General features: G+C 69.5%; 17 protein-coding genes and 1 tRNA gene. 10 read left to right on the forward strand and 8 right to left on the reverse strand.

The window, feature by feature from the left end; translation table 11 throughout:
- Positions 1–10: 10 nt before the first annotated feature.
- Positions 11–676, reverse strand: a complete 666-nt coding sequence (locus tag EDF69_RS11920) for a protein-L-isoaspartate O-methyltransferase family protein (protein ID WP_132881897.1) — start codon at positions 674–676, stop codon at positions 11–13.
- A 182-nt stretch (positions 677–858) separates the two neighbouring features.
- On the opposite strand from EDF69_RS11920, the gene EDF69_RS11925 reads away from it, so the two are divergent.
- Positions 859–932 (forward strand) — tRNA-Cys (locus EDF69_RS11925).
- A gap of 167 nt (positions 933–1099) precedes the next feature.
- On the opposite strand, the gene EDF69_RS11930 is transcribed toward EDF69_RS11925, so the two are convergent.
- Positions 1100–2728, reverse strand: coding sequence for a Na+/H+ antiporter (locus tag EDF69_RS11930; RefSeq protein ID WP_125960340.1), 1629 nt, complete (start codon positions 2726–2728; stop codon positions 1100–1102).
- 112 nt (positions 2729–2840) lie between these two features.
- Positions 2841–3569 (reverse strand): hypothetical protein, encoded by a 729-nt coding sequence (locus EDF69_RS11935; RefSeq protein WP_132881896.1) that lies wholly within the window; start codon positions 3567–3569, stop codon positions 2841–2843.
- A gap of 324 nt (positions 3570–3893) precedes the next feature.
- On the opposite strand from EDF69_RS11935, the gene EDF69_RS11940 reads away from it, so the two are divergent.
- On the forward strand, positions 3894–4781 hold the full coding sequence (locus EDF69_RS11940) for an SMP-30/gluconolactonase/LRE family protein (RefSeq protein WP_132881895.1): 888 nt from the start codon (positions 3894–3896) through the stop codon (positions 4779–4781).
- 197 nt (positions 4782–4978) lie between these two features.
- Positions 4979–5689 (forward strand): Crp/Fnr family transcriptional regulator, encoded by a 711-nt coding sequence (locus EDF69_RS11945; RefSeq protein ID WP_132881894.1) that lies wholly within the window; start codon positions 4979–4981, stop codon positions 5687–5689.
- A gap of 9 nt (positions 5690–5698) precedes the next feature.
- On the opposite strand, the gene EDF69_RS11950 is transcribed toward EDF69_RS11945, so the two are convergent.
- On the reverse strand, positions 5699–6244 hold the full coding sequence (locus tag EDF69_RS11950) for a hypothetical protein (protein WP_132881893.1): 546 nt from the start codon (positions 6242–6244) through the stop codon (positions 5699–5701).
- A 123-nt stretch (positions 6245–6367) separates the two neighbouring features.
- On the opposite strand from EDF69_RS11950, the gene hemN reads away from it, so the two are divergent.
- The 3 genes from hemN to EDF69_RS11965 are packed head-to-tail and all read left to right on the forward strand — an operon-like array spanning position 6368 to position 9234.
- Complete coding sequence (gene hemN, locus EDF69_RS11955; protein WP_132881892.1) at positions 6368–7678, forward strand: oxygen-independent coproporphyrinogen III oxidase; 1311 nt, start codon at positions 6368–6370, stop codon at positions 7676–7678.
- Positions 7679–7729: 51 nt separating this feature from the next.
- Positions 7730–8014, forward strand: a complete 285-nt coding sequence (locus EDF69_RS11960) for a hypothetical protein (protein WP_132881891.1) — start codon at positions 7730–7732, stop codon at positions 8012–8014.
- Positions 8011–9234 (forward strand): flavin monoamine oxidase family protein, encoded by a 1224-nt coding sequence (locus tag EDF69_RS11965; RefSeq protein WP_132881890.1) that lies wholly within the window; start codon positions 8011–8013, stop codon positions 9232–9234. The genes EDF69_RS11960 and EDF69_RS11965 overlap by 4 nt, the downstream gene beginning before the upstream one ends.
- Before the next feature lie 98 nt (positions 9235–9332).
- Here EDF69_RS11965 and EDF69_RS11970 read toward each other — a convergent pair whose 3' ends face one another.
- Both EDF69_RS11970 and EDF69_RS11975 read right to left on the reverse strand, forming a co-directional pair.
- Positions 9333–13577 carry a translocation/assembly module TamB domain-containing protein gene (locus EDF69_RS11970; protein WP_132881889.1) on the reverse strand — a complete coding sequence of 1415 codons (4245 nt, stop codon included), beginning with the start codon at positions 13575–13577 and terminating at the stop codon, positions 9333–9335.
- Positions 13577–15715 (reverse strand): autotransporter assembly complex protein TamA, encoded by a 2139-nt coding sequence (locus tag EDF69_RS11975; RefSeq protein WP_132881888.1) that lies wholly within the window; start codon positions 15713–15715, stop codon positions 13577–13579. The genes EDF69_RS11970 and EDF69_RS11975 overlap by 1 nt, the downstream gene beginning before the upstream one ends.
- A 217-nt stretch (positions 15716–15932) precedes the next feature.
- Between EDF69_RS11975 and EDF69_RS11980 the strand changes: the two genes are divergently transcribed.
- The 3 genes from EDF69_RS11980 (at position 15933) to EDF69_RS11990 (ending at position 18384) form a co-directional block, all read left to right on the forward strand.
- Positions 15933–17003, forward strand: a complete 1071-nt coding sequence (locus tag EDF69_RS11980; RefSeq protein ID WP_165889945.1) for a YihY/virulence factor BrkB family protein — start codon at positions 15933–15935, stop codon at positions 17001–17003.
- A gap of 95 nt (positions 17004–17098) precedes the next feature.
- Positions 17099–17782: a guanitoxin biosynthesis heme-dependent pre-guanitoxin N-hydroxylase GntA gene (gntA, locus tag EDF69_RS11985; RefSeq protein ID WP_132881887.1), complete on the forward strand. Its 684-nt coding sequence runs from the start codon at positions 17099–17101 to the stop codon at positions 17780–17782.
- Complete coding sequence (locus EDF69_RS11990; protein ID WP_425336675.1) at positions 17782–18384, forward strand: DUF1989 domain-containing protein; 603 nt, start codon at positions 17782–17784, stop codon at positions 18382–18384. Before gntA ends, EDF69_RS11990 begins: the two co-directional genes overlap by 1 nt.
- Before the next feature lie 240 nt (positions 18385–18624).
- On the opposite strand, the gene EDF69_RS11995 is transcribed toward EDF69_RS11990, so the two are convergent.
- Both EDF69_RS11995 and EDF69_RS12000 read right to left on the reverse strand, forming a co-directional pair.
- Positions 18625–19377, reverse strand: a complete 753-nt coding sequence (locus tag EDF69_RS11995; protein WP_132881885.1) for a prepilin peptidase — start codon at positions 19375–19377, stop codon at positions 18625–18627.
- Positions 19378–19395: 18 nt separating this feature from the next.
- Positions 19396–19884, reverse strand: a complete 489-nt coding sequence (locus tag EDF69_RS12000; protein ID WP_132881884.1) for an SH3 domain-containing protein — start codon at positions 19882–19884, stop codon at positions 19396–19398.
- A 149-nt stretch (positions 19885–20033) separates the two neighbouring features.
- On the opposite strand from EDF69_RS12000, the gene EDF69_RS12005 reads away from it, so the two are divergent.
- On the forward strand, positions 20034–20228 hold the full coding sequence (locus tag EDF69_RS12005) for a hypothetical protein (protein WP_132881883.1): 195 nt from the start codon (positions 20034–20036) through the stop codon (positions 20226–20228).
- Positions 20229–20268 lie beyond the last annotated feature (40 nt).

Below are 20268 nucleotides of genomic sequence, written 5' to 3' on the forward strand. Positions count from 1 at the left end.
TTGCGCGGCTTTAGAACTGGAAGGTGGGCGGTTTGGAAAACCCCGGCAGCACAACACAGTCCACATCCGCAAAGTCGACCAAGCCGAAACCGCCTTCGCTGCGGCGCCCGGCCGCAAGCCGGCTGACGCCCCGGTCGATCACGCCCGTCGTCACCCGGCCGTCGATCTTGGCCTGGTGCACGATCGCGTCCGGCACGAACTCGACGGCGCCGTCGATCACGATCGCGTCATAGGGCGCGCCCTGCGCCCATCCCTCGACCAGCGGCCCTTCGACCACCGTGACATTAGCCATGCCGGCAAGTGCCTCGCGCGCCTGGGCGGCGAGCGTCGCATCTTCCTCGAGCGCGACCAACGAGCCGGCGAGCTCCGCGAGCACCGCTGCGGTATAGCCGGTCGCCGCACCGATCAGCAGCACCCGGTCGGTCGAGGCGATCTCCGCCTCGTTGATGAGGCGGGCGGAAGCGAGCGGCGCGTTCATGGCGCGGCCGTTCCCCAGCGCGATGTCGCGATCATAATAGGCGATCGGAAGCGCGGCAGCGGGCACGAAGCGCTCCCGCGGGACCTCGCCCATCACCTTGATCACCCGCGAGTCGTCGACAGCGGTGGTGCGAAGCTGGCTCGCCACCATCGCCGCGCGCATTTCGTCGAACCGAAGGGTATCTGCCGAACCGTCCATGATGCTCCTGTCGCACGTCTGTATTATTCGTGCAATACACTAGTTGAGAACGCTGCTATGTACTTCGCACGCGCGATGCCGCCAAGCGACCGCGGCCATTTTCTGGCCCACAGTGGAGCGAGGGCGGAAACCTGGTTGACCGCGAGCCGAAAACCGAGCAAGTGCCCGCCTCCCGACGTCGAGGCCCGATGGCGGAGTGGTGACGCAGAGGACTGCAAATCCTTGCACCCGGGTTCGATTCCCGGTCGGGCCTCCATCTTCTGCACGCGCAAGGCTGCACGGCGTTAGGGGGACCCCAACATCTTCTGCCCAGGCTTCCAAGCGGAACGACGGAGGCAGGATGATCCCCTTCACGATGCGAACCGCGAGGCTTAGCGGCGTCGCGATGCTGGCGCGGTGCCAGGCACGGGACGCCGCCGGCGCTCAACTCCGGTAGCGCGCCTCCAGCAGGTCGAGCTCGCGGACCAGCTTGCTGGACGTGGCGCTGCCGATGCGTCGTTCGCGTGCGCTGCGGAAGATGGCGGCGCGTTCCGCCTTGAGACCCGCGAGGCGCAGTTCGCGTTCGATGCCATCTTCGCGGCGCGCCGCCTCCGCCGCCTCCCCTTCCTGGCTGCGCGCCTCGATGCGCTCGCGGTAGAGGTCCATGATGCGGGCTCCGGCGGACGCGTACAGGTCCGCGTCGCTGCGGCCGGCGGCTAGGTCGTGCTGGACGCGCTCGATCTCGCGGATCGCAGCCTCCGCAGCGGCGACGCGCGCGGCATCCTCCTCCGCCTGGACGGACGCGTCCGCCGGCATCTTCAGGCCCCGCAGCAGCAGTGGAAGCCCGATGCTGGCGACCACCAGCGAGGTGACGATCACCCCTGCGGCAAGGAAGATGGCGAGGTCCCGTGCCGGGAACGGCGTTCCGTTCGCGGCGAGCAGCGGCAGGGTGAGCACACCCGCCAAGGTGATCGCCCCGCGCACCCCTGCAAAGGACATGGCGGCGACGAGCCGCCACTCCGGGCTCTGCCCGGCGTCGCCCCGGCGCAGCAGCGTAAGGCGCAGGGATATCCACACCCAGACGAACCGCAATGCGGCGAGCCCGACGTTGATCGCGAGCACGTACAGGGCCAGCCACCAGACATTCTGGTGGCCGGTAAGCGCGACCGTCTCTCGCGCGCCGTGGAGGATTGCCGGCAGCTGCTCGCCCAGGAGCACGAAGATGATGCCGTTGGCGGCGAACTGGATCGTGTCCCAGACGGAATTGCGACGAACGCGCGTCGCGGGGAGCGCCTGCCGGGAGATTTCGGCAAAGCTCATCGTCACGCCGGCAGCGACGGCCGCCAGGATGCCGGAACAGTGGAAATGCTCCGCCAGCAGGTAGGAGCCGAACGGGATCAGCAGGCTGACCAGGATCTGCGAGCCGATCTCCTCGCCGAAACGCCTGGACACGCGATACTTGGCCCAGGTCACGGCCATGGTGACGGCAACACCGATCGCGAGCCCGCCGAACGCCACCCAGAGGAAGTTGAGCGCAGCGCTGGAGGCAGAGAAGGTGCCGGTGAGCGCGGCGGCGATGGCGAAGCGCAGGCACACGAGGCCCGAAGCGTCGTTGAGCAGCGACTCCCCCTCCAGGATGTGCATCATCCGCTTGGGGATCGGCACGCGCGCGGCGATGGCGGAGACCGCGATCGGATCGGTCGGCGACACGACGGCTGCGAGCGCGAAGGCGACCGCGAGCGGCATGGCCGGGATCATCCAGTGGATGAACAACCCCATTCCGAGCACCGTGATCACGACCAGGCCAAGCGCCAGCTCGACCACGGTCGGCAGATCCTTGAACAATTCGTCCTTGGGGATGCGCCAGCCATCCAGGAACAGCAGCGGTGGCAGGAACAGGAAGAAGAACAGTTCCGGATCCAGTGCGACCCGCCAATCGCCCGCCAGCCCAATCGCCGCGCCGAGCGCGATCTGGACCAGCGGCGCCGGCACCGCAAAAGGCACCATTCGCGAGACGGCACCGCTGACCACCACTGCCAGCAGCAGCACAAGAACGATCGTTACTGATTCCAACAGCCACTCCAATGCGCAGGGAAAGGCGTGGGCACATCCATGCGCCCACCTCCTTCCCCTCCCCTAGCGGCCGGGGGGCGCCCGATGCAAACCGCTGGGGCGCCGGTGTGGCTCAGCGCGACGCGACGCGCACCCCCTTGGCCAGCGTCACTTCGTTGGAGCCGAGCAGCACGACCGGGTCCACGCCAAGTCGGGGCACGGGCGACTGCTGGCCCGACTTCCAGGCCGCAAGTTCGACCCGGTACAGATCGTAGCGGCGGTAGAAGTCCACGAACGGCTGATCGAGTTGCTCCAACGCGCCTGCGGCGAAGCTCTCGAACGCGCCGGCCGGAAGGGCGGCGGCGGTCGCGATCATCGGCACGGCGCGGGCGCAGAATTCCTTCTGCACCGGCGGCTGCGCGAAGAAGTTGTACAGGCGCGTCATGGAATCGTCGAAGCGGTCCTGCCAGTCGCCGCCGGCCGCACGATATTCGGCGGACAGCGTCTTGTGGGCGGCAGCGAAGCTCTTCGTCTGCGTCTTGATGAGCGCGTTATAGTGGGCGACGATCGTCGGGTCCGAGACGTTGCACTGGAGCGCGGCGACGTTGAGCGCGCTGCGCAGGTGCCACACCTTTCCGGCCGTCGAAAGCGCGCGATTGGGCGTCGGGTAGCCGCCGTCGGGCAAGGCCGTCGGCGTGCTCAGCCCCGCGGCGCTGCCGGCGGGAGGCACGGGCATGGGCGCGGGCGTCGGCGTGGGAGTGGGCGCTGGCGGCGGCGGCGCCGGCTCCGGCTTGCGGGCGCAGCCGGCGATGGCGAGCGCGCCAACGGCGACGAGCAGCTGCAGCTTATGGGCTTTGTACATGATACGCTTCCATTTCCCTGAACCCCTGCCGGCTTCGCAGGTCAAGGTAACTCAGGAGTTAACGATGCGATGAGCCGCGGTCCCGGACGCACTACCTCCTTTCCGAGCTGGGGATCCCGCGCTTGACAGCCTGTGGGGAGCCACGGATGCTGCCGAGGACCACATAACCGGCGGCAGGAGAGGATGCTGCAGACCCGCCGCACTGCTGCGGCCGCACGCCCCCCCCCCCCGCCGACAAAGAGGCCTTCACCCGGTGATCTCCACGTCTTTTGCTTATCCTTCGCTCCTCGCGCCGCTTGGCGCACGCCGCGTGGAGGCGCTGTGATGGCGGTCCAGCGCAGCGAGCCCGTCAGCATCGTCCAGCTCGGCGCCCCGCTGGGCGAAGGGCCGGTGTGGGTGGAGCGCGACGCCGCGCTCTGGTTCGTCGACATCAAGAGCTACCGCATCTACCGGCTCGATCCGGAAACAAACGCGATCCAGAGCTGGCAGACGCCGGGCCAATGCGGCTTCGTGCTGCCCTGTGCGGACGGAGGACTGATCGCAGGCCTCCAGAGCGGGCTTGCCCGCTTCGATCCGACCACGGGGGCGTTCGTGCCGCTGGTGGATCCGGAGCCGCAGCATCCGGGCAACCGGCTCAACGACGGCACCGTCGATCCGCATGGCCGGCTCTGGTTCGGCACCATGGACGATGGGGAGACCGCGGAGAGCGGCACCATCTATCGCCTGGGCGCGGACGGGCGCTGCGTCGCCTCCACGCCGTCGTGCGCGATCACCAACGGCCCGGCGTTCAGCCCCGACGGCCGCACGATTTATCACGTCGATACCGGCAAGGGCCTGATCTACGCGTGCAGCGTGGACGAGGACGGGACGCTCAGCGACGCGCGGCTGTTCGCCCAGATCCCCAATTCGGAAGGGCATCCGGACGGCCCCACCGTCGACGCCGAAGGCTGCATCTGGGTCGGGCTCTACAACGGCTGGGGCGTGCGCCGCTATTCGCCGAAGGGCGAACTGCTGGAGCAGATCCGCTTCCCGGTCAGCGCCATCACCAAGGTCGCGTTCGGCGGGCCGGAGCGCAAGACGCTCTATGCCACCACCGCCTCCAAGCACCTGTCGGCAGCGGAACGCGCCGAGCAGCCGCATGCGGGCGACCTGTTCGCGTTCGAGGTGGACGTGCCCGGCATCCCCGGCGTCGAGATCCGTCACGGGATCTGAACGAAAAGCGGCGGGCTGTCGGAAGGCTCCGGCAGCCCGTCGAAGGCGGGAGGATCATCGGGCGACGGGCGCCATGCCGCTGCCCGGCGACACCTCCCCTATCCTCCCGTGCAGCCCGCCCGCGCCTTGACCCGCATCAACGCGCACGCCGGCGCGTTTCGCGCGACAAACCAATCCATGTTACGTATAGGCCCTGCATGGCAGCGATTGAGATTTGCGCCGACTGTTCGGTGCGGGACCTGGCTTTGTGCGGCAGCCTTACCGACCATGAACTGGAAGCGCTGAACGCGCTCGGTCGGCGGCAGCGACTCTCCAAGGGCGAGACGGTGATCTGGGCGGGGGATGAGAGCATCATCTGCGCCAACCTCTTGTCGGGCGTGCTCAAGCTTAGCGCCTCCACCGCGGATGGGCGCGAGCAGATCGTCGGCCTGCACTATCCCGCCGACTTCATCGGCCGCCCTTATGCGGACGCAGCCGACTTCACCGTCACCGCGCTCACCGACGCCGAGCTGTGCGTCTTCCCGCGCAAGCAGTTCGAGCAGGTGCTGGAAGACCATGTGCGCATGGAGCGGCTGCTGCTCCAGCGCACCTTTGCCGCCCTCGACGAGGCGCGCGGCCGCATGCTGATGCTGGGCCGCAAGTCCGCGGAGGAAAAGATCGCCGGCTTCCTGCTCGACATGGCGGACCGTGCCGGCAGCAGCGCCTGCCGCGCGAGTGCCGAAGGGCCGATCACCTTCGACCTGCCGCTGACCCGGGGGCAGATCGCCGATGTGCTGGGCCTCACCATCGAAACGGTGAGTCGGCAGATGACCAAGCTGAAGGCCTCCGGCGTGATCGGCCTGCCCGGCGGCCGCGCAGTGACGCTGCGTGACCGGTCGGCGCTGGAGGAACGGGCGGAACCGGCCTGAGCCCGGCGCTCAGGCGACGCGGCAGCGGGCCTGGAGCCGGTTGTCGAGCAGCAGGCGCGCGGCCGGCGTGAGCCTGGCTTCCGCCAGCGTGCGGATCGCCAGCTCCTCGAACGCCATGGCAGCGCGGCAGCCGTCGAAGAAGCAGCGCAACATGTAGCCCAGGGTCGCCGCGCACGGCCCGCGATCGACGGCATGGGGGCGCAGCACCGCGAGCAGGTCCTGCGCCTGCACCGCAAAGGTGACGTGCTGGGCGCAGACGTACGCCAGCAGCGTGTCTGCCAGCGGCTCGGCTTCCGCGCCGAACAAGGCGTCCAGCAGCGCATCTTCGCGGCTCGCCTGCTCGACGGCCTGCGCATCGAGCGCGTCGCAGAGCGCCTCGATCTCTTCCGCGTCCGGCAGCTCCGGCAGCGCGTCCGCACATTTCTCGAGCCGGCGGCAAAGCTGTTCGCTGCGCACATGCTCGGAAAGCAGCGGGACGAGATCGATCTCGTCAATGACGTGCCAGCGGCGGGCGGCCGGACGCTTGGGTTCGAACAGGTGCTGGATGTCAGTCATTCAGGCCTCCAGCCTGCCTTGTGCGGTCGAACGTCAGCGGCGGCGTTGACCGGTATCAAACGGCCGCGACCGAGTTTGACGCGCGTCAACGTGCCCGCGCGCGCGGGAGCAGAAAGGGGCGACATGCACCGCTACCTGCCCGATCTCGCGCGCCGCTCCGTGCCCCGCTACACCAGCTATCCCACGGCTGCGGAATTCCACACCGGCGTTGGCCCGGCCGAACAGGCGGAGGCGCTTGCGGCCATCGCGCCAGAGACGCCGGTCTCGCTCTACGTCCACATCCCCTACTGCCACGAGATCTGCTGGTATTGCGGGTGCAACACTGGGGCGATCGGCCGCGCCTCCCGCCTCGATGCCTATCTGGTGGCGCTGGAGCAGGAAATCGGCGCGGTAGCAGCCCGCATGCGCGGGCGGGTCGTCGCGATCCATTTCGGCGGCGGCAGCCCCAACGCCCTGCCTCCGGAAGACTTCGTGCGGCTGACCGAGTTGCTGCGCCGGAGCTTTGCCTGCGCAGGGCGGTTGGAGATCGCGGCGGAGCTCGATCCCCGGACGCTGGACGCGACCTATGCAGAGGCGCTCGCGCGCGCCGGCGTGACCCGGGTGAGCCTGGGTGCGCAGTGCTTCGCGCCGCATGTGCAGCGCGCGATCAACCGCATCCAGCCGTACGAGATGGTGCGCCAGGCGGTGCTGGACCTGCGCGCCGCCGGCATCGCCGCGGTGAACCTGGACCTGATGTACGGCCTGCCGCACCAGACCTCCGAGGACCTGGCCGAGACGCTCGCCGCCGCGCTCGATCTTGCGCCCGATCGCATCGCCATGTTCGGCTATGCGCACATGCCGCGATTGCTGCCGCGCCAGCGGATGATCCCGGACGAGGCGCTGCCGGATGCGGCGCAGCGCTTCGCCCAGAGCGCGCTCGCCTATGACATCCTGGTCGCGGCGGGATATGCGGCGATCGGCTTCGACCATTTCGCGCGACCGCACGACAGCCTCGCGCAAGCGGCGGCCGCGGGGACGCTGCGCCGCAACTTCCAGGGCTTCACCGACGAGCCGGGTGAGGCGATCATCGGTCTGGGGGCGTCCTCGATCAGCCAGTACGACGGGCTGCTGGTGCAGAACGAGAAGCACGTCGGCCGCTACCGCATGCGCGTCGCGAACGGCGGCCTGGCGGCGGTGCGCGGTGTCGCGCGATCGGCCGACGACCGGCTGCGCTCGGACCTGATCGAACGGCTGCTGTGCGACGGGAGCGTCGACGCGGCCCCGGCCCCGGACGCGCTGCCGGCGCTCGCCAGCTTGGCCCAGGAAGGGCTCGTTCGGATCGACGGCACTCGTGTGACCGTGCTGCCGGACGGCAGACCCTATGCGCGCCTCGCGGCGGCAGCGTTCGACCGCTATCGCCAGCCCGACGCGCAGCGCTTCAGCAAGGCGGTCTGATCGGGAAAGCCTCGGCCACTTGCGCGTTGAGGGGACGCAAGGAGATCGCCCGTGGCCACCAACCAGCCGAGCAACGCCCCCGAGACACCCCAGAACGACCCGCGCGACGACGCGACCGCGGCCGCCGTGCTGACCGACGCACGATTGGACGAAGCCCCGGGCGGCGGCGGCCTGGGCGGCGCCGCCGCGGCGGAGACGGACCCGCAACGTGCGCGCCCGGCACAGGCCGCCACGCCGCAAGCGGGAGCCGCCGACACGGCGACGATGCCGGGCCATCCGGAAGCCGAGGCACGCACCCAGTCCTCCACCGCGGAGCCGCACCCGCGCGCGCAATGACCGACGTCGACGTTGCCATCATCGGCGCCGGTGCTGCCGGCATCGGCGCGGCGCGCCGGCTGCACCGGCGCGGCCTGGATGTGTTGGTGCTGGAGGCGAGCGACCGCATCGGCGGGCGCGCATGGACCTTGGGAGCCCAGGGCATGCCGCTCGACATGGGCTGCGGCTGGCTCCACTCCGCGGACCGCAACCCCTGGGTGAAGATCGCCGAGCATGCGGGTTTCGCGATCGACCGCAGCGAGTCCGCCTGGGGCAAGCAGCTGCGTGACCTGGGCTTCCCGCCCGAGCAGCGCGAAGCGGCGAACCGGGCGTTCGCGGCGTGGGATGCGCGGCTGCGCAGCGACCCGCCGCCAAGCGATCGTGCCGCCGATGCGCTGCCGCCCGAGGGCGAATGGAACGCCTATGTCGAGGCGCTGAGCGGCTACATCAACGGAACCGGGCTCGCCGACCTGTCGGTGGCCGATTACCTTGCCTATGACGATGCCGCGACCGACGAGAATTGGCGCGTGCCCGACGGCTACGGCACGCTGGTGGCGTCGCAGCTGCCGCGGGTGGCGGTGGCGCTCGGCACCCCCGTCCGGCGCATCCGCGACGAGGGCGGCCATCTGGTGCTGGAGAGCCCGCGCGGCGCCGTGCGCGCGCGGACGGCCATCGTGACCGTCGCGACGCCGGTGCTCGCCCGCGGAGGAATCGCGCTTCCGGCCCGCTACGACGCCCGCTGCCATGCCGCTGCGCAGTTGCCGCTGGGGCTCGCCAACAAACTGTTCCTGCGATTGAACGAGCCGGAGGCGGTGCCGCCGGACAGCCACCTGCTCGGCAACCCGCGCGCGAGCCATACCGGCAGCTATTACCTGCGCCCGTTCGGGCGGCCCGTGGTGGAGTGCTTCTTCGGCGGCAGCGGCGCTGCGGCGCTTGAGAGGGCCGGCGCGGACGCCACCGCGGGGTTTGCCCGGGAAGAACTTGGGGCGCTGCTCGGCGCGGACTTCCCACGCGGGCTGCGGCTGATCGCCGCCTCCGCCTGGGGACAGGCGGACGGCTTCGGCGGATCGTACAGCCATGCCCTCCCCGGCCATGCCGATGCCCGCGCCGTTCTCGCGGGTCCAGACGATCGGCTGTTCTTCGCGGGCGAAGCCTGTTCGGCGAGCGACTTCTCCACCGCGCACGGCGCCCTCGCCAGCGGCGAAGTTGCTGCCGAAGCGGCACTCGCCGCGCTGGGCTAAAGTCACCCCAGCTTTCGAACCGCACGCCTGCGCAGGCAGGCCAGGCGCGCAGTGTTGGCAGGCTGAGGGCCGGCGCGCCGAAGCGCGCCGGCCTTCCGTCAGTAGTTCTTCGAGTAGCGTACGCTGACGTTCGATCCACCGAACGACCCGGTCTGCGAGAGCACGCTCAGCGCCTTGGTCAACGCCACCTCGAGCTGGGTGGCGGTGAAGCCCCGCGCGTCGGTGATGATCTCGATATAGATGTCGTCGGTCAGGTACTGGCCGGCAGCCAGCGCGGTGCCGCGGCCCGTCGCCTCGTCGCTTCCCAGGATCCGCAGCCGGTCGATGCCGGTCGCCGAGCGCAGCTTGCCGAGCGGGTTGAGCCCGCCGCCGCCCGAACCGCGCAGCGAGTTGAGCGCCGCCGCCAGCTGGATCGCCTCGGTCGCCGACAGGTCGGTCACCGAGCGGCCGAACAGCAGCCGTGCCAGCACCTCGTCCTGCGCGAGCGCGGGGGTGGAGGTGAAGGAGATGCGCGGCGCCTGCGCGGTACCGGCGACCAGGATCGTCGCGGTCACGTCCTCGACGGTGGTGTTCGCCTCGATGTCGATCACCGGGTTGGTGAAGTCGTCGCCTTCGAAGCTGATCTTGCCCCGGTCGACGTCGAACTCCTTGCCCGCGAAGGAATAGGTGCCACGGATCAGGTCGAGGCCGCCGGCGATGCGGGGCGCCGCCGAGGTGCCGCCGATCCGCAGGTCCGCCTTCCACTCGGACTCCAGGCCCATGCCCGACACGTAGAGCTGGTTCTGCGCGCGCACCCGCAGGTCGAGCTTGAACAGCCCCACCGGTGCCGCGCGAGCCGCCGGCTGCGGGTTGGCCGCGGCCGCGCGGATCTCGCTCTTGCGGCGAATGCCGGTGAGCTCGGGAACCTCCGACGCGCCCTGGAACGCGATCTGGTAGCGCGCCTCGGGGATGTTGAGCTGGCCCGTGATCGAGCCGCCCTGCGCATTGTTGAGCACGCGGATCTGGCCGCTGGCCGACGCGCCGAGCGCATCGCTGCGCGCAAGCTGGGCATTGTCGAGCGTCGCCTGCACGTCGATCGGGAAGCCGCTGTCGGCGGCGAGGCCGACGCTGCCTTTGGCCGAAAGGCTGCCCTCGCCCGCCCGCGCGTTGAGCGTCACCAGCTCGAAGCGGTCGTTGTTGAACCGGCCGTCGATCTGCATCCGGGTCAGCCGCGTCCCGAGCGCCTCATTCTCGTAGGTGAGATTGTTGGCGCGCACGACGCCGGTAAGCCGCGGCGCCTGCACGCGCCCGCTGAAGTCGGCGGCGATGCCGATCGGCCCCGACAGCTGCTGGTCGGTCAGGCCCGCGAAGGAGAAGAGCACGCCTGCCGGGCCGTTGTAGCGGATGCCGCCCGACAGGGGCGCCGCCATCAGGCGGGTCGTCCACGATCCGGCACCCGGCGCGAGGGGACGCAGGTTCGCGACCATGCGCCCCACGGTGGTGGTGCCGCGGCGGATCAGCGCGCGGCCGCTGCCGCCCTCCGGCCGCAGATCACCCGCGAAGACGACGTCGACCGGATCGGAGACCGCCGCGAGGCTGGAGCGGGTGAAGTTACGCACGGTCAGCCGGGCATCCGCCTGCGGGAAGCTCGCGCCGCTCGGCTGTGCGAAGTCCAGGCTGCCAGTGGCCGTGCCGCCGAGGCCCAGGCCCGGCACGAACGCGTTGAGCAGGCTCACGTCGAGGCTGTCGAGCCGCGACTGGAGCGTCATGCCGGCGCCGTAGGAGCCCGCGATCCGCATCGATCCGCGATCGAAGTTGATGCGCGTCGGGTAGAGGCGATAGCCGCCCGAGCCCGGCACGATGCGCGCAGGGTTGGCGGTGCGGAAGTTGACGTTGTTGCCCACGCCCTGCAGCGCCACGAGATACTCGTTCGGGCTCAGCCGCGCATTGGCGGCCACGCGGAACGGCACGCCCGAGGAGCCCTCTGCCAGCAGCTGCGCGGTGCCGTTGCCGCCGCGGTAGTTCACCTTGGCGCGGGCCCGGGTCACGACCATCTCGCCGCTGCGGAAGTTGCCGAGCTGCGCGTCCGCCACGATCTGGGGCTGGTCGTAGAGCACCGCCGAGGCGGTGACGATCGCCTGGCCGATGGTGATGCCGTCCTGGCCGGGGATGCGGGCGTTGTAGGCGCGTGCGTTCAGGTCGGCCCGCTGGTACTTGCCGACGGCGCCGAGGTTGGCGAAGCCGTTGATGCCCGAGCCTGAGAAGTTCAGGCGGCCGGCGAACGGACCGGCATTGGTCGCCTGCACGCGGCCGTTGATGTCGACGCCCGCAAAGCGCGCCGAGCGGATGTCGGCCGTCAGGCGCGGCGCCGTGCTCAGCAGGACGTTCGCGTTGAACGGGCCATAGTTGGTGCCACCGGACGCAACGATCGCATAGCGATCCCCCTGCCCGCGCACGTCTGCCTTCAGGTCGACCAGGCCGATGCCGACGCCGGGGCGCGGCGCCCGCAGCGACACCACCGGTGCCGCCATGGAGCCGGACACGCGCGCGGTGAGCGGCCCATATTGCGTCGAATAGGCGTCTGCGTTGACCAGCAGCGGCCCGGCCGGATCGTAGCGGCCCGAGCCGCGCAGGATGCGGAACTGGGGCGCGCTCAGCTTCAGGTTCGAAAAGCTGATGATGCCTTCGGGGCTGTAGGCGATGTTCGCCGAGGTGGTCGCATTGCCGCCCAGGAAGTTGCGGATACCCTCGTTGAACAGCTGCTTGGTCTGCGCGACCACGCGGCCGCGGATGCCGTAGCCGCCGTTGGCCGCGGTGTAGAGATCCGCATCGGTCTGCAGGTTGATGATGCCGATGCTGGCGATCTCGTAATTGTTAATCCGCCCCTTCAACGCGCCCGTGTAGCGGCCGGTCGAGAGGTTGGCAGCGATGATCGCGGTCGCGTCGATCCGGTCGGAGCGCAGGCGCAGGTTGTCGGAGAGCACCTGGTCGCCGTTGCTGATCGCCAGATCACCGTTGATCGCGACGTTCGTCACCAGTCCACCGACCGCGGCGTTGAGGCCGGAGATGCGCCGTGCCTTGGCGTTGATCGGGATCAGGATGCGTTCGCTGTCGATGGTCGCCTTGCCCTCGGCATAGAGCTGCTCGACGACGGTTTCGCCGAAGCCGAGGGCAGCGGCCTGGACCTTGTAGTCGACGGTGGGCGTGCGGAACGGGCCGTCGAGGACGACGGCGGCGCGCACCGAGCGACCGTTGAGGTTGGGCGCGATCGAACCGGGGGTGAGCAGCATCGCCTCGACCCGGAAGTCGCCGAAGCGGCTATTGCCGAGGTCGACCTTGCCGTCGGTCGCGACCGAAAGCGCGTCCGAACGCAGGCGGAGCTTGGCATCCACGACGCGCTCATTGAGCGCGGTGTCGAGCGCGATCTGCAAGCGCGGCGCGGTCAGACGTTCGACCGGACCCTCGAGGTAAAGCCCCGGACGCGCGAAGCCGCGGACCTGGAAATTGCCCGAGCGGCCGAGGACGTTGAGGTCGACGAGCGGCTGCCCACCGAGCGTGCCGGCGGCGCGACCGCGCCAGTCGCTCCAGGCACCACGGCCGTCGACGTTCAGCACCAGCGGCGCCTTCAGCCCGGCGAGACCCGCGACCAGGCCGTTGCTGGGCGCGGTCACGCGCAGGTCGACGTCGAGCTTGTTGTCGTCCGGCACCGCGTCCAGGCGCAGCACCAACCGGTCCCCGCCGGCAAGCCCGCCGCCGGCGATGGTGCCGGCGTTCGCCTGGATCTGCGCGCGTCGGTCCGCGATGTGCGCCTGGCCGTCGATCTTTGCGACATAGCGCTGGCCCGCGACCGCCGGCCCGATCTCCAGGCGGCCCACCGACAGCTTGTTGACGTCGATGTCATAGTCCGGGAGCAGCGGGCCTTGGTCCTCGCTCGGCGGGGTGGCGAGCAGCACGGGATTGCGATCGTAGCGGATCAGCGGGCTGGTCAGCGAGCGCACGTCGACATGGCTGCGGACGAAGGCGAACGGGCGCCAGTCGATGGCGACCTGCGGCGACGAAGCGAAGACGCCCTTGGTGTCGCGCAGTTGCAGGTCGTGGATCACCATCGCGCCGTAGAGCGACCCCTCGATCCGGCCGACATGGACCTTCAGGCCCGAGGCGGTCGAGAAATTGTTGATCTGGCGGACCAGGATACCCTGGCCAGAGCGGGTGTTCAGCCCGATCACCAGCACGACCAGCAGCAGCACCAGCCCTGTCAGGACGATGGCGACCCATTTGGCGATGCGCTGCCACAGCGGACGACGATCGACCACGACGACGCGCTCTTCGCCGACGCCGGGTTCGCGGATCACTTCCTCGGCCATCAGAACGCCTGCCCGATCGAGATGTAGAGGGCCACCTTGGACTCGCCTTCGCGCCGCTTCAGCGGCGTTGCGACGTCCACGCGGAGCGGGCCGAAGTTGGTGTAGAAGCGGCCGCCGATACCGGCGCCGAAGCGCAGGTCGGAAGCGTCGGGCATCGTTCCTTCATAGACCTGCCCTGCATCCAGGAAGGGCACGATCCCGAAGTTGCCGAAGCGGTAGCGCGCCTCGATCGCGAACTCGTTGAGGCTGCGGCCGCCGATCGGATCGCCGTCCGGCGCGCGCGGCCCCAGTTCCTGGTAGCCGAAGCCGCGGACCGAACCGCCGCCGCCGGCATAATAGCGCCGCGAGGGCGCGAGATCGTCGCGATCGATGCCGAAGATGCTGCCGGCGCGTGCCCGGCCGGCCAGCACGATGCTGGACGTCACGGGATAATAGGCCGTGCCCTCGACCATGAAGCGGCCATAGGGCCTGACGTCGCCGCGCACGGAGGTTTCCGGGCTTGCGTTCAGCTTCAGGCGGAAGCCCTTGGTCGGGTTGAGCAGGTTGTCGGAGGTGTCGAACCCGCCGAACAACGGCAGCGCCGCGACGAAATAAGTGCCGCGGTCGCGCTTGTTCTTCTCGAAGCTCCAAACGTCCTCGTTCGTGCCGGTCAGCTCGAAGCCATAGGAATAGGTGAAGCGCTTCTGCCAGATCGGCGTCGAGTCGTAAGAGATCTTGCCGGCAAGGGTGCCGGTGAACGCCTCATACGCCTCATAGTTGGAGTGGTTGGCCGCTGCGGTCAGGCTGACGGTACGATCGCGCTTGCCCGCGTTCTGGCGGCGGAAGGTCGCGCTCAGGCCCTGTTCCTGGGTACCGGCGACGCCGGCGATGATCAGCGCGCCTTCGGGCGGGAAGAGGTTGCGGTGCGTCCAGGAGCCCTCGACGCGCACACCCTGGCCGGTGCCATAGCCCGCCTCGGCCGCCAGCGTGCGGGCCGGTCCGGCCGTCTGGTGCACGGCGAGGTCGACGTATTCGGTTCCGTCCGGCGCAAGCTGCCCTGTACGCTTCGGCTCCACCGAGACGCTGGAGAAAAGCCCCGTGCCCACCAGCGCGTCGCGCAGGTCGTCGACCTTGCGCGTATCGTAGAGTTCCCCCCGCTCGAAGCGCGCCAGCACGCCGACATGCTCGGCGTCGAAGGCGAGCTTGCCGTCCGTCGTATAGCCGCCGAACGAGGAGCGCGGGCCGGTGTCGACCGGCAGGGTATAGTCGCCGGTCACCGTCTGCTCGTCGAGCAGGATGTCGCGCTCGCCCACCTTGACGAAGGGATAGCCCTGCTGCGGCAGCTTCAGGCTGACGTTGGCCTCCGCTGCCTGCACCCGTTCCGCGATGATCGGCTCGCCGACCTTGAGCGGCAGTTCCTTGTCGACCAGGTTCGGCGGCGTCGTGGGCGGCGCGTCCACCTTGATCGAGGCGAGCTTGTACTGTGGGCCGGGCGTGGCGTTGATCGTCACCTGGACGGTGCCGCCCTCTTGCTGCTCGACCGTCGAAACGGCGGTGCCGTCGTAATATCCCTCGGCATGAAGAATCCGGACTGCGAGCTGCTCGTCCTCCTTGGCACGCGCGGTGATCATCGCCGCGTTCGCCGCCTTCGTACCGTCCTTCTTGAGCGAGGACAGCGCGTCGAAGCGATCGAGTGTGTCGATGTCGTCGAGGCCGTTGACCGCCACCTTGTAGCGGATCTCGGTGCCTTCCTTGTCGTCGACGCCCGCGACCTCGACTGGGTTAGCGTCGAACGTCGCGATCGGCGGCAGCGGCTGCGCGAGCTCCGCCTCCTCGGCCAGCGGCGCGTCCGGGATCGCTTCGCCCGCGGTTGCGCCGGTCTGGGGCGCAGCCGTCGCCGGCGTGGCTGCCGGCGGGTTGGCCTGGGCGGACGGCGTGGCGGAAGGCATCGCCTCCAGCGGGGCATTGATGTCGCCGCTGAGGGGCGGAAGCGAGCTGTCGAACTCTGCCTCGGGAACGATGTCGCCCTGCGGCTGGGCGGCAGCGGGCTGCCCAGCCTGGGTGCGCGTATCCGCGGGCCCCGCCGCAGGAGCGCCGCCGGCTGCGGTTGCAGGCGGTGCGGAGAGCTGGGCGACCGGAGCAGCGATCGCGGACGGCATCACAAAGGCACTGGCCAGCAGGCTCCAGTACAGCTGTCGACGAGAATCCCCCACTTGCTCCCCTTCACTCCCAGGCGCCCGCGCGCGCCCGTCCCCGGACCGCTCTAAACCCGTAACGAAGCAGCTTGGTTCCCGCCCGTGCCGGCATCGTTTCGGGTGCATCCAGATCGCGGCGGCGCGCGTTGCAGCCGGGACGATCGAAAGCGAGGAATGACAGATGACCGACGCCGCGACCCCTTCCGGCAGCGCGCCTGCCGCCGGCCCGAGCGCACCCGACGTCGATCCGACCGAGACCAAGCTCCACCCGGAACCCCATGAAGTCCCGGGGGTGGAATCGACTCACCCGTGGCAGCATCCCTGGGCCGCGTGGAAGTCCATCCTGAAACGGGTCTACACGATGGACGGTTATCACAACCTGTCGCTGATGGCGGCAGGGGTCGCCTTCTACTGCTTCCTCTCCTTCGTGCCCCTGCTCGGCGCGATCGTGATGACCTACGGCCTGGTCGCCGACCCGAGCACCGTTGCCGAGCACATGAAGACGATCTTCGAACTGGTGCCGGCGGATGCGGCGCGGCTGATCTCCGACCAGCTGATCTCGGTCGCGACCACTGCCGCCTCCAAGGCCGGGCTGGGTCTCGCCATCGCGCTGTTCTTCTCCATCTATGGCGCGATGCGCGCGTCGAGCGCGATCATCCAGGCGCTGAACGTGATCTATGAGGAGGAGGAGAGCCGCAACATCATCCAGACCACCCTCGCCTCCGCGCTGCTGACGGTGGGCGCGGTGCTGGCGGCGCTGGTGGGCCTCTTCTCGGCGGGTGCGCTCGGCTACCTCCAGACCGCGGTCGACGTGCTGGGGCGCGCGGGAGTCATCACCATCCAGATCCTCACCTGGCTGGTCGCGATCGCCATCGCCAGCAGCACCTTCGCCTTCATCTATCGCTACGCGCCGGACCGGGCGCGAGCGCAGTGGCAATGGCTGTCGATCGGCTCCGTCGCCGCGACGCTGCTGTGGGGCATCGCGACGCTGGGGTTCGGCGTCTATGCCGCGAACTTCGCCAACTACAACGCGACCTATGGGGCGCTGGGTGCCGTCGTGGTGCTGCTGATGTGGCTCTATGTCTCGTGCTACGCGGTGCTGATCGGTGCGGAGATCAACGCGGAGTCCGAACGCCAGACCGGCGTGGACTCCACGACCGGCCGCCCGCGCCCGCCGGGCCGTCGCGGTGCCACCATGGCCGACCAGCTGCCGAGCAAGCGCCAGCACAAGCCGCGCCGCGACAAATATTGAGTGGCCCGCCGCCACCCCGGCCGCATCGCCCGGGTGGCGGAACTCTACTCGGGTGCCGGGCGTAGTGGCCGCTCGAAGGGATCAAATCCAAACCTATGTTTAGCTGGAAGCACGAGGCGCAGGAGCGCCTGGAAGCGATGATGTTCGCCCATGTCGGCGAGCGCGACTTTCCGTGCGTCGGCGCCAAGGCCGCCCTCGCCAAGGGTACGCTGGAAGTGTTCGGCTGCACCCGCATCGACAGCGCCTGGGACGACGTGCGCATCCACGACGCGCTGCTGCGCTTCGCCCAGGCCTATCGCCGCGACAAGACCATGTACCGCAGCTTCGCCGTCGTCTTCGACGGCCCCGACGACCTGTCCGAGGCGGCGTTCGAGCGTGCGCTGTGGCAACGCGTCCAGTCGCTGTCGGACAAGGACGTGTGGCGGGGCCAGGAGTATGACACGCGCGTCAGTCCGGACCCCGAGAACCCGCACTTCTCGCTGAGCTTCGGCGGCGAGGCCTTCTTCGTGGTCGGCCTTCATCCCAACTCCAGCCGCCCTGCCCGGCGGTTCGAGCGGCCGGCGATGGTGTTCAACCTCCACGACCAGTTCGAGCGGCTGCGCGCGGAGGGCAAGTACGAGAGCATGCGCGAGAAGATCCTGGTGCGCGACGAGGCGCTGGCAGGATCGCGCAACCCGATGCTGGCCCCCCACGGCACGTCCAGCGAAGCACGCCAGTACAGCGGGCGCGAAGTCGACGCGGGCTGGCGCTGCCCGTTCCATTATTCCGGAGACTCCTGATTTCGACCCAAGTCATTCCCGAGCGCAGCGGCACCGCCTTTCGACTGGCGAAGGGCGAGACGCTGACGGTGATCGATCCGCGCGGCGAGCAGGTCGCCGACCTGCTGGCGTTCAACGCGCATGACCTGGACGAGGTGATCTCCTCCGGCCGGACGCTGGACTACGCGGAGACGATCTACCTCACCACCGGCCACCGGCTCTATTCGAACCGGTCGCAGGTGATGCTGGAGATCGTCGAGGACACAGTCGGGCGGCACGATTTCCTGCTCACGCCGTGCTCGTACGACACCTTCCACCATTTCTACCCCAAGCTGCCGCCGCATCGCGGCTGCTTCGGCAACCTGGCCGCAGCGCTGGAGCCCTATGGGGTCGCGCCCGATCGCATCCCGGTGGCGTTCAACTGCTTCATGAACGTGCCGATCGACGGCGAGACGGGCAAGCTCAAGGTGCTGCCGCCGATCAGCAAGGCGGGCGACTTCATCCGCTTCCGTGCGCACATGGACCTGGTGATCGGCCTCACCGCCTGTTCGGCGCCGGATTCCAACGGCGGCACGTTCAAGCCGATCCACTATCACCTGGAGCCGGCGGGATCGGAAAGTTAGTCTAAGGTTAGGCCAACGCAGCACGCTGGACCTCCGGTTTTGACAGGCGCGACGATGGGCTGAGAGCGGTGCGGCGGCCATGTCGCGACTGAAGCAGCTTGGGCGCGTGTAGGACAGGTCCGGCACACGCGGGTCGAGCGCCCAGCAGGAAACGAGTTGCGGCGCCTGGGGCCCTGGGCTCCTGCCTTCGCAGGAGCACGAGAGAGGCATGCGTGAGGGGGAGCCTCCGAGTGCTGAGGCTCAGGGAGCTGCTTGTGCGATCAGCCACAGGAGGAAGGCGGCTGGCGCCAGCAGGGTGCCCAAGGGCAGCCTGTCGGTGGCGGCGAGCGGGCGGCCGAGGATGCGGGTGACCAGCACCACCGCCAGCCCCAGCAGGCAGGCGAGCAGCAGCACCATCGGCAGCGCGTGCCAGCCGAGCCAGAGGCCGATGGCGCCGAACAGCTTGGGATCTCCCCCGCCAAGGCCGACCCGGCCGCGCAGGCGGCGATAGACGGTTGCGACGAGCCACAGGGCCGCAAAGCCGGCGGCGCCTCCGATCAGCCGATCCGGAAGCGACGGCGGGATGCCGAGCAGCCCGGTTCCTAGCCCGAGGAGCGCCAGCGCAGCGGTGAGCGGATTGGGCAGCCAGAAGGCGCGCAGGTCGATTGCCGCGAGCGTGAGGAGCAGCCAGCCGAACACCGCCCCGGCGATCGCGGGAAGCCCCGGAGCGGCGAGCCCGCTCGCGACCCCGATGACGAGGCCGAGCAGCTCCACCACGAGATGGCTGGGGGCGATGCTGGCGCCGCAGCTTCGGCAGCGGCCGCGCTGGGCGACGAAGCTCGCCACCGGTACCAGCTCGATCGCGCGGAGCGTCCGCCCGCAACCGTCGCAGGCGGACCGGCCGACGAGGCTCGAACGCCCCTCCGGCCAGCGGATCGCCAGGGTGGCGATGAAGCTGCCGAACACCAGCCCGAGCAGCCCCAGGGCGGCGGGCCAGATCCAGGGATCAACCATGGGAAGTCGCGCCGGGGCTTACATATCCTCGCCGGGATCGACGCCCCACAGGCGGGACTGCTCGACATAGCCGCCGCGCCCCTTCACGTCGAAATAGCACCAGCCGGCCGAACAGCGGCTGAGCCGACCGACGACGCCGGGTGCGGCGCGCCAGTCGACGTGCGCCGAGCCATTGGGTGCGGAGCGAAGCTCGACGAGCCCGCCGTTCACATAGCCGGTGCGCTGATCGGAAAGCAGGCCGACCTGCATCCAGCCCTGGGTCCCGTCCGGGTCCTCGACCTTGCGCCAGTCCTGGTAGATGTCGACCACCTTGATCGGCAGGTCGGCGCGGCGGAAGGTCCAGCTGACCGGATAGTTCTTGCCGGGACCGGTGCGCATCCGTGCCTCGCCCGCGGCGATGGAGGCGTAATAGGGCGGCTTGCGCTTTTGCGCGGCTGCCTCGCCGGCGGGAAGCACCGCCGCGGCCAGCATCGCCGCTCCGCCAAGCCAAACCACCGAATGCCGCATGTGTCGTCCTCTGTTGTCCCCCGGCACACCGTAGTGCGTTCGGGCCGCCGGCTTCAACCGCCGTGCGCGCCGCCGGGCGAACATCTGGACGGAACCTCAGCGCGGCCTGTGCTTTGGTCGGATACCCCCAACGAACCGGAGAAGCTGCCGTGAAGAAGCTCATTGCCCCTGCCCTGCTGCTCGTCTGCGCGATGCCGCTGGGTGCCTGTTCCACGCTGGCCGGTGCCGGCATCGGCGCGGCGGGCGGTGCCGGCGTTGCTGCGGCGACGAATGGCGATGTCGAGAAGGGTGCTGCGGTTGGCGGCGTCGGCGGCGCGGTCGTCGGCACGGTCGTGGACGACTGAGCCCGCACGGGCGTCTCTTGCGCCCAAAAGAAACGAGGGC

This window comes from Sphingomonas sp. JUb134, from assembly GCF_004341505.2.
GTDB lineage: Bacteria > Pseudomonadota > Alphaproteobacteria > Sphingomonadales > Sphingomonadaceae > Sphingomonas.

Coding starts and splice junctions, on each gene's coding strand:
- EDF69_RS11920 (WP_132881897.1), bottom strand. CDS start 676: ATGGACGGTTCGGCAGATACCCTTCGGTTCGACGAAATGCGCGCGGCG.
- EDF69_RS11935 (WP_132881896.1), bottom strand. CDS start 3,569: ATGTACAAAGCCCATAAGCTGCAGCTGCTCGTCGCCGTTGGCGCGCTC.
- EDF69_RS11940 (WP_132881895.1), top strand. CDS start 3,894: ATGGCGGTCCAGCGCAGCGAGCCCGTCAGCATCGTCCAGCTCGGCGCC.
- EDF69_RS11945 (WP_132881894.1), top strand. CDS start 4,979: ATGGCAGCGATTGAGATTTGCGCCGACTGTTCGGTGCGGGACCTGGCT.
- EDF69_RS11950 (WP_132881893.1), bottom strand. CDS start 6,244: ATGACTGACATCCAGCACCTGTTCGAACCCAAGCGTCCGGCCGCCCGC.
- hemN (WP_132881892.1), top strand. CDS start 6,368: ATGCACCGCTACCTGCCCGATCTCGCGCGCCGCTCCGTGCCCCGCTAC.
- EDF69_RS11965 (WP_132881890.1), top strand. CDS start 8,011: ATGACCGACGTCGACGTTGCCATCATCGGCGCCGGTGCTGCCGGCATC.
- EDF69_RS11970 (WP_132881889.1), bottom strand. CDS start 13,577: ATGGCCGAGGAAGTGATCCGCGAACCCGGCGTCGGCGAAGAGCGCGTC.
- EDF69_RS11975 (WP_132881888.1), bottom strand. CDS start 15,715: ATGCCGTCCGCGATCGCTGCTCCGGTCGCCCAGCTCTCCGCACCGCCT.
- EDF69_RS11980 (WP_165889945.1), top strand. CDS start 15,933: ATGACCGACGCCGCGACCCCTTCCGGCAGCGCGCCTGCCGCCGGCCCG.
- gntA (WP_132881887.1), top strand. CDS start 17,099: ATGTTTAGCTGGAAGCACGAGGCGCAGGAGCGCCTGGAAGCGATGATG.
- EDF69_RS11995 (WP_132881885.1), bottom strand. CDS start 19,377: ATGGTTGATCCCTGGATCTGGCCCGCCGCCCTGGGGCTGCTCGGGCTG.
- EDF69_RS12000 (WP_132881884.1), bottom strand. CDS start 19,884: ATGCGGCATTCGGTGGTTTGGCTTGGCGGAGCGGCGATGCTGGCCGCG.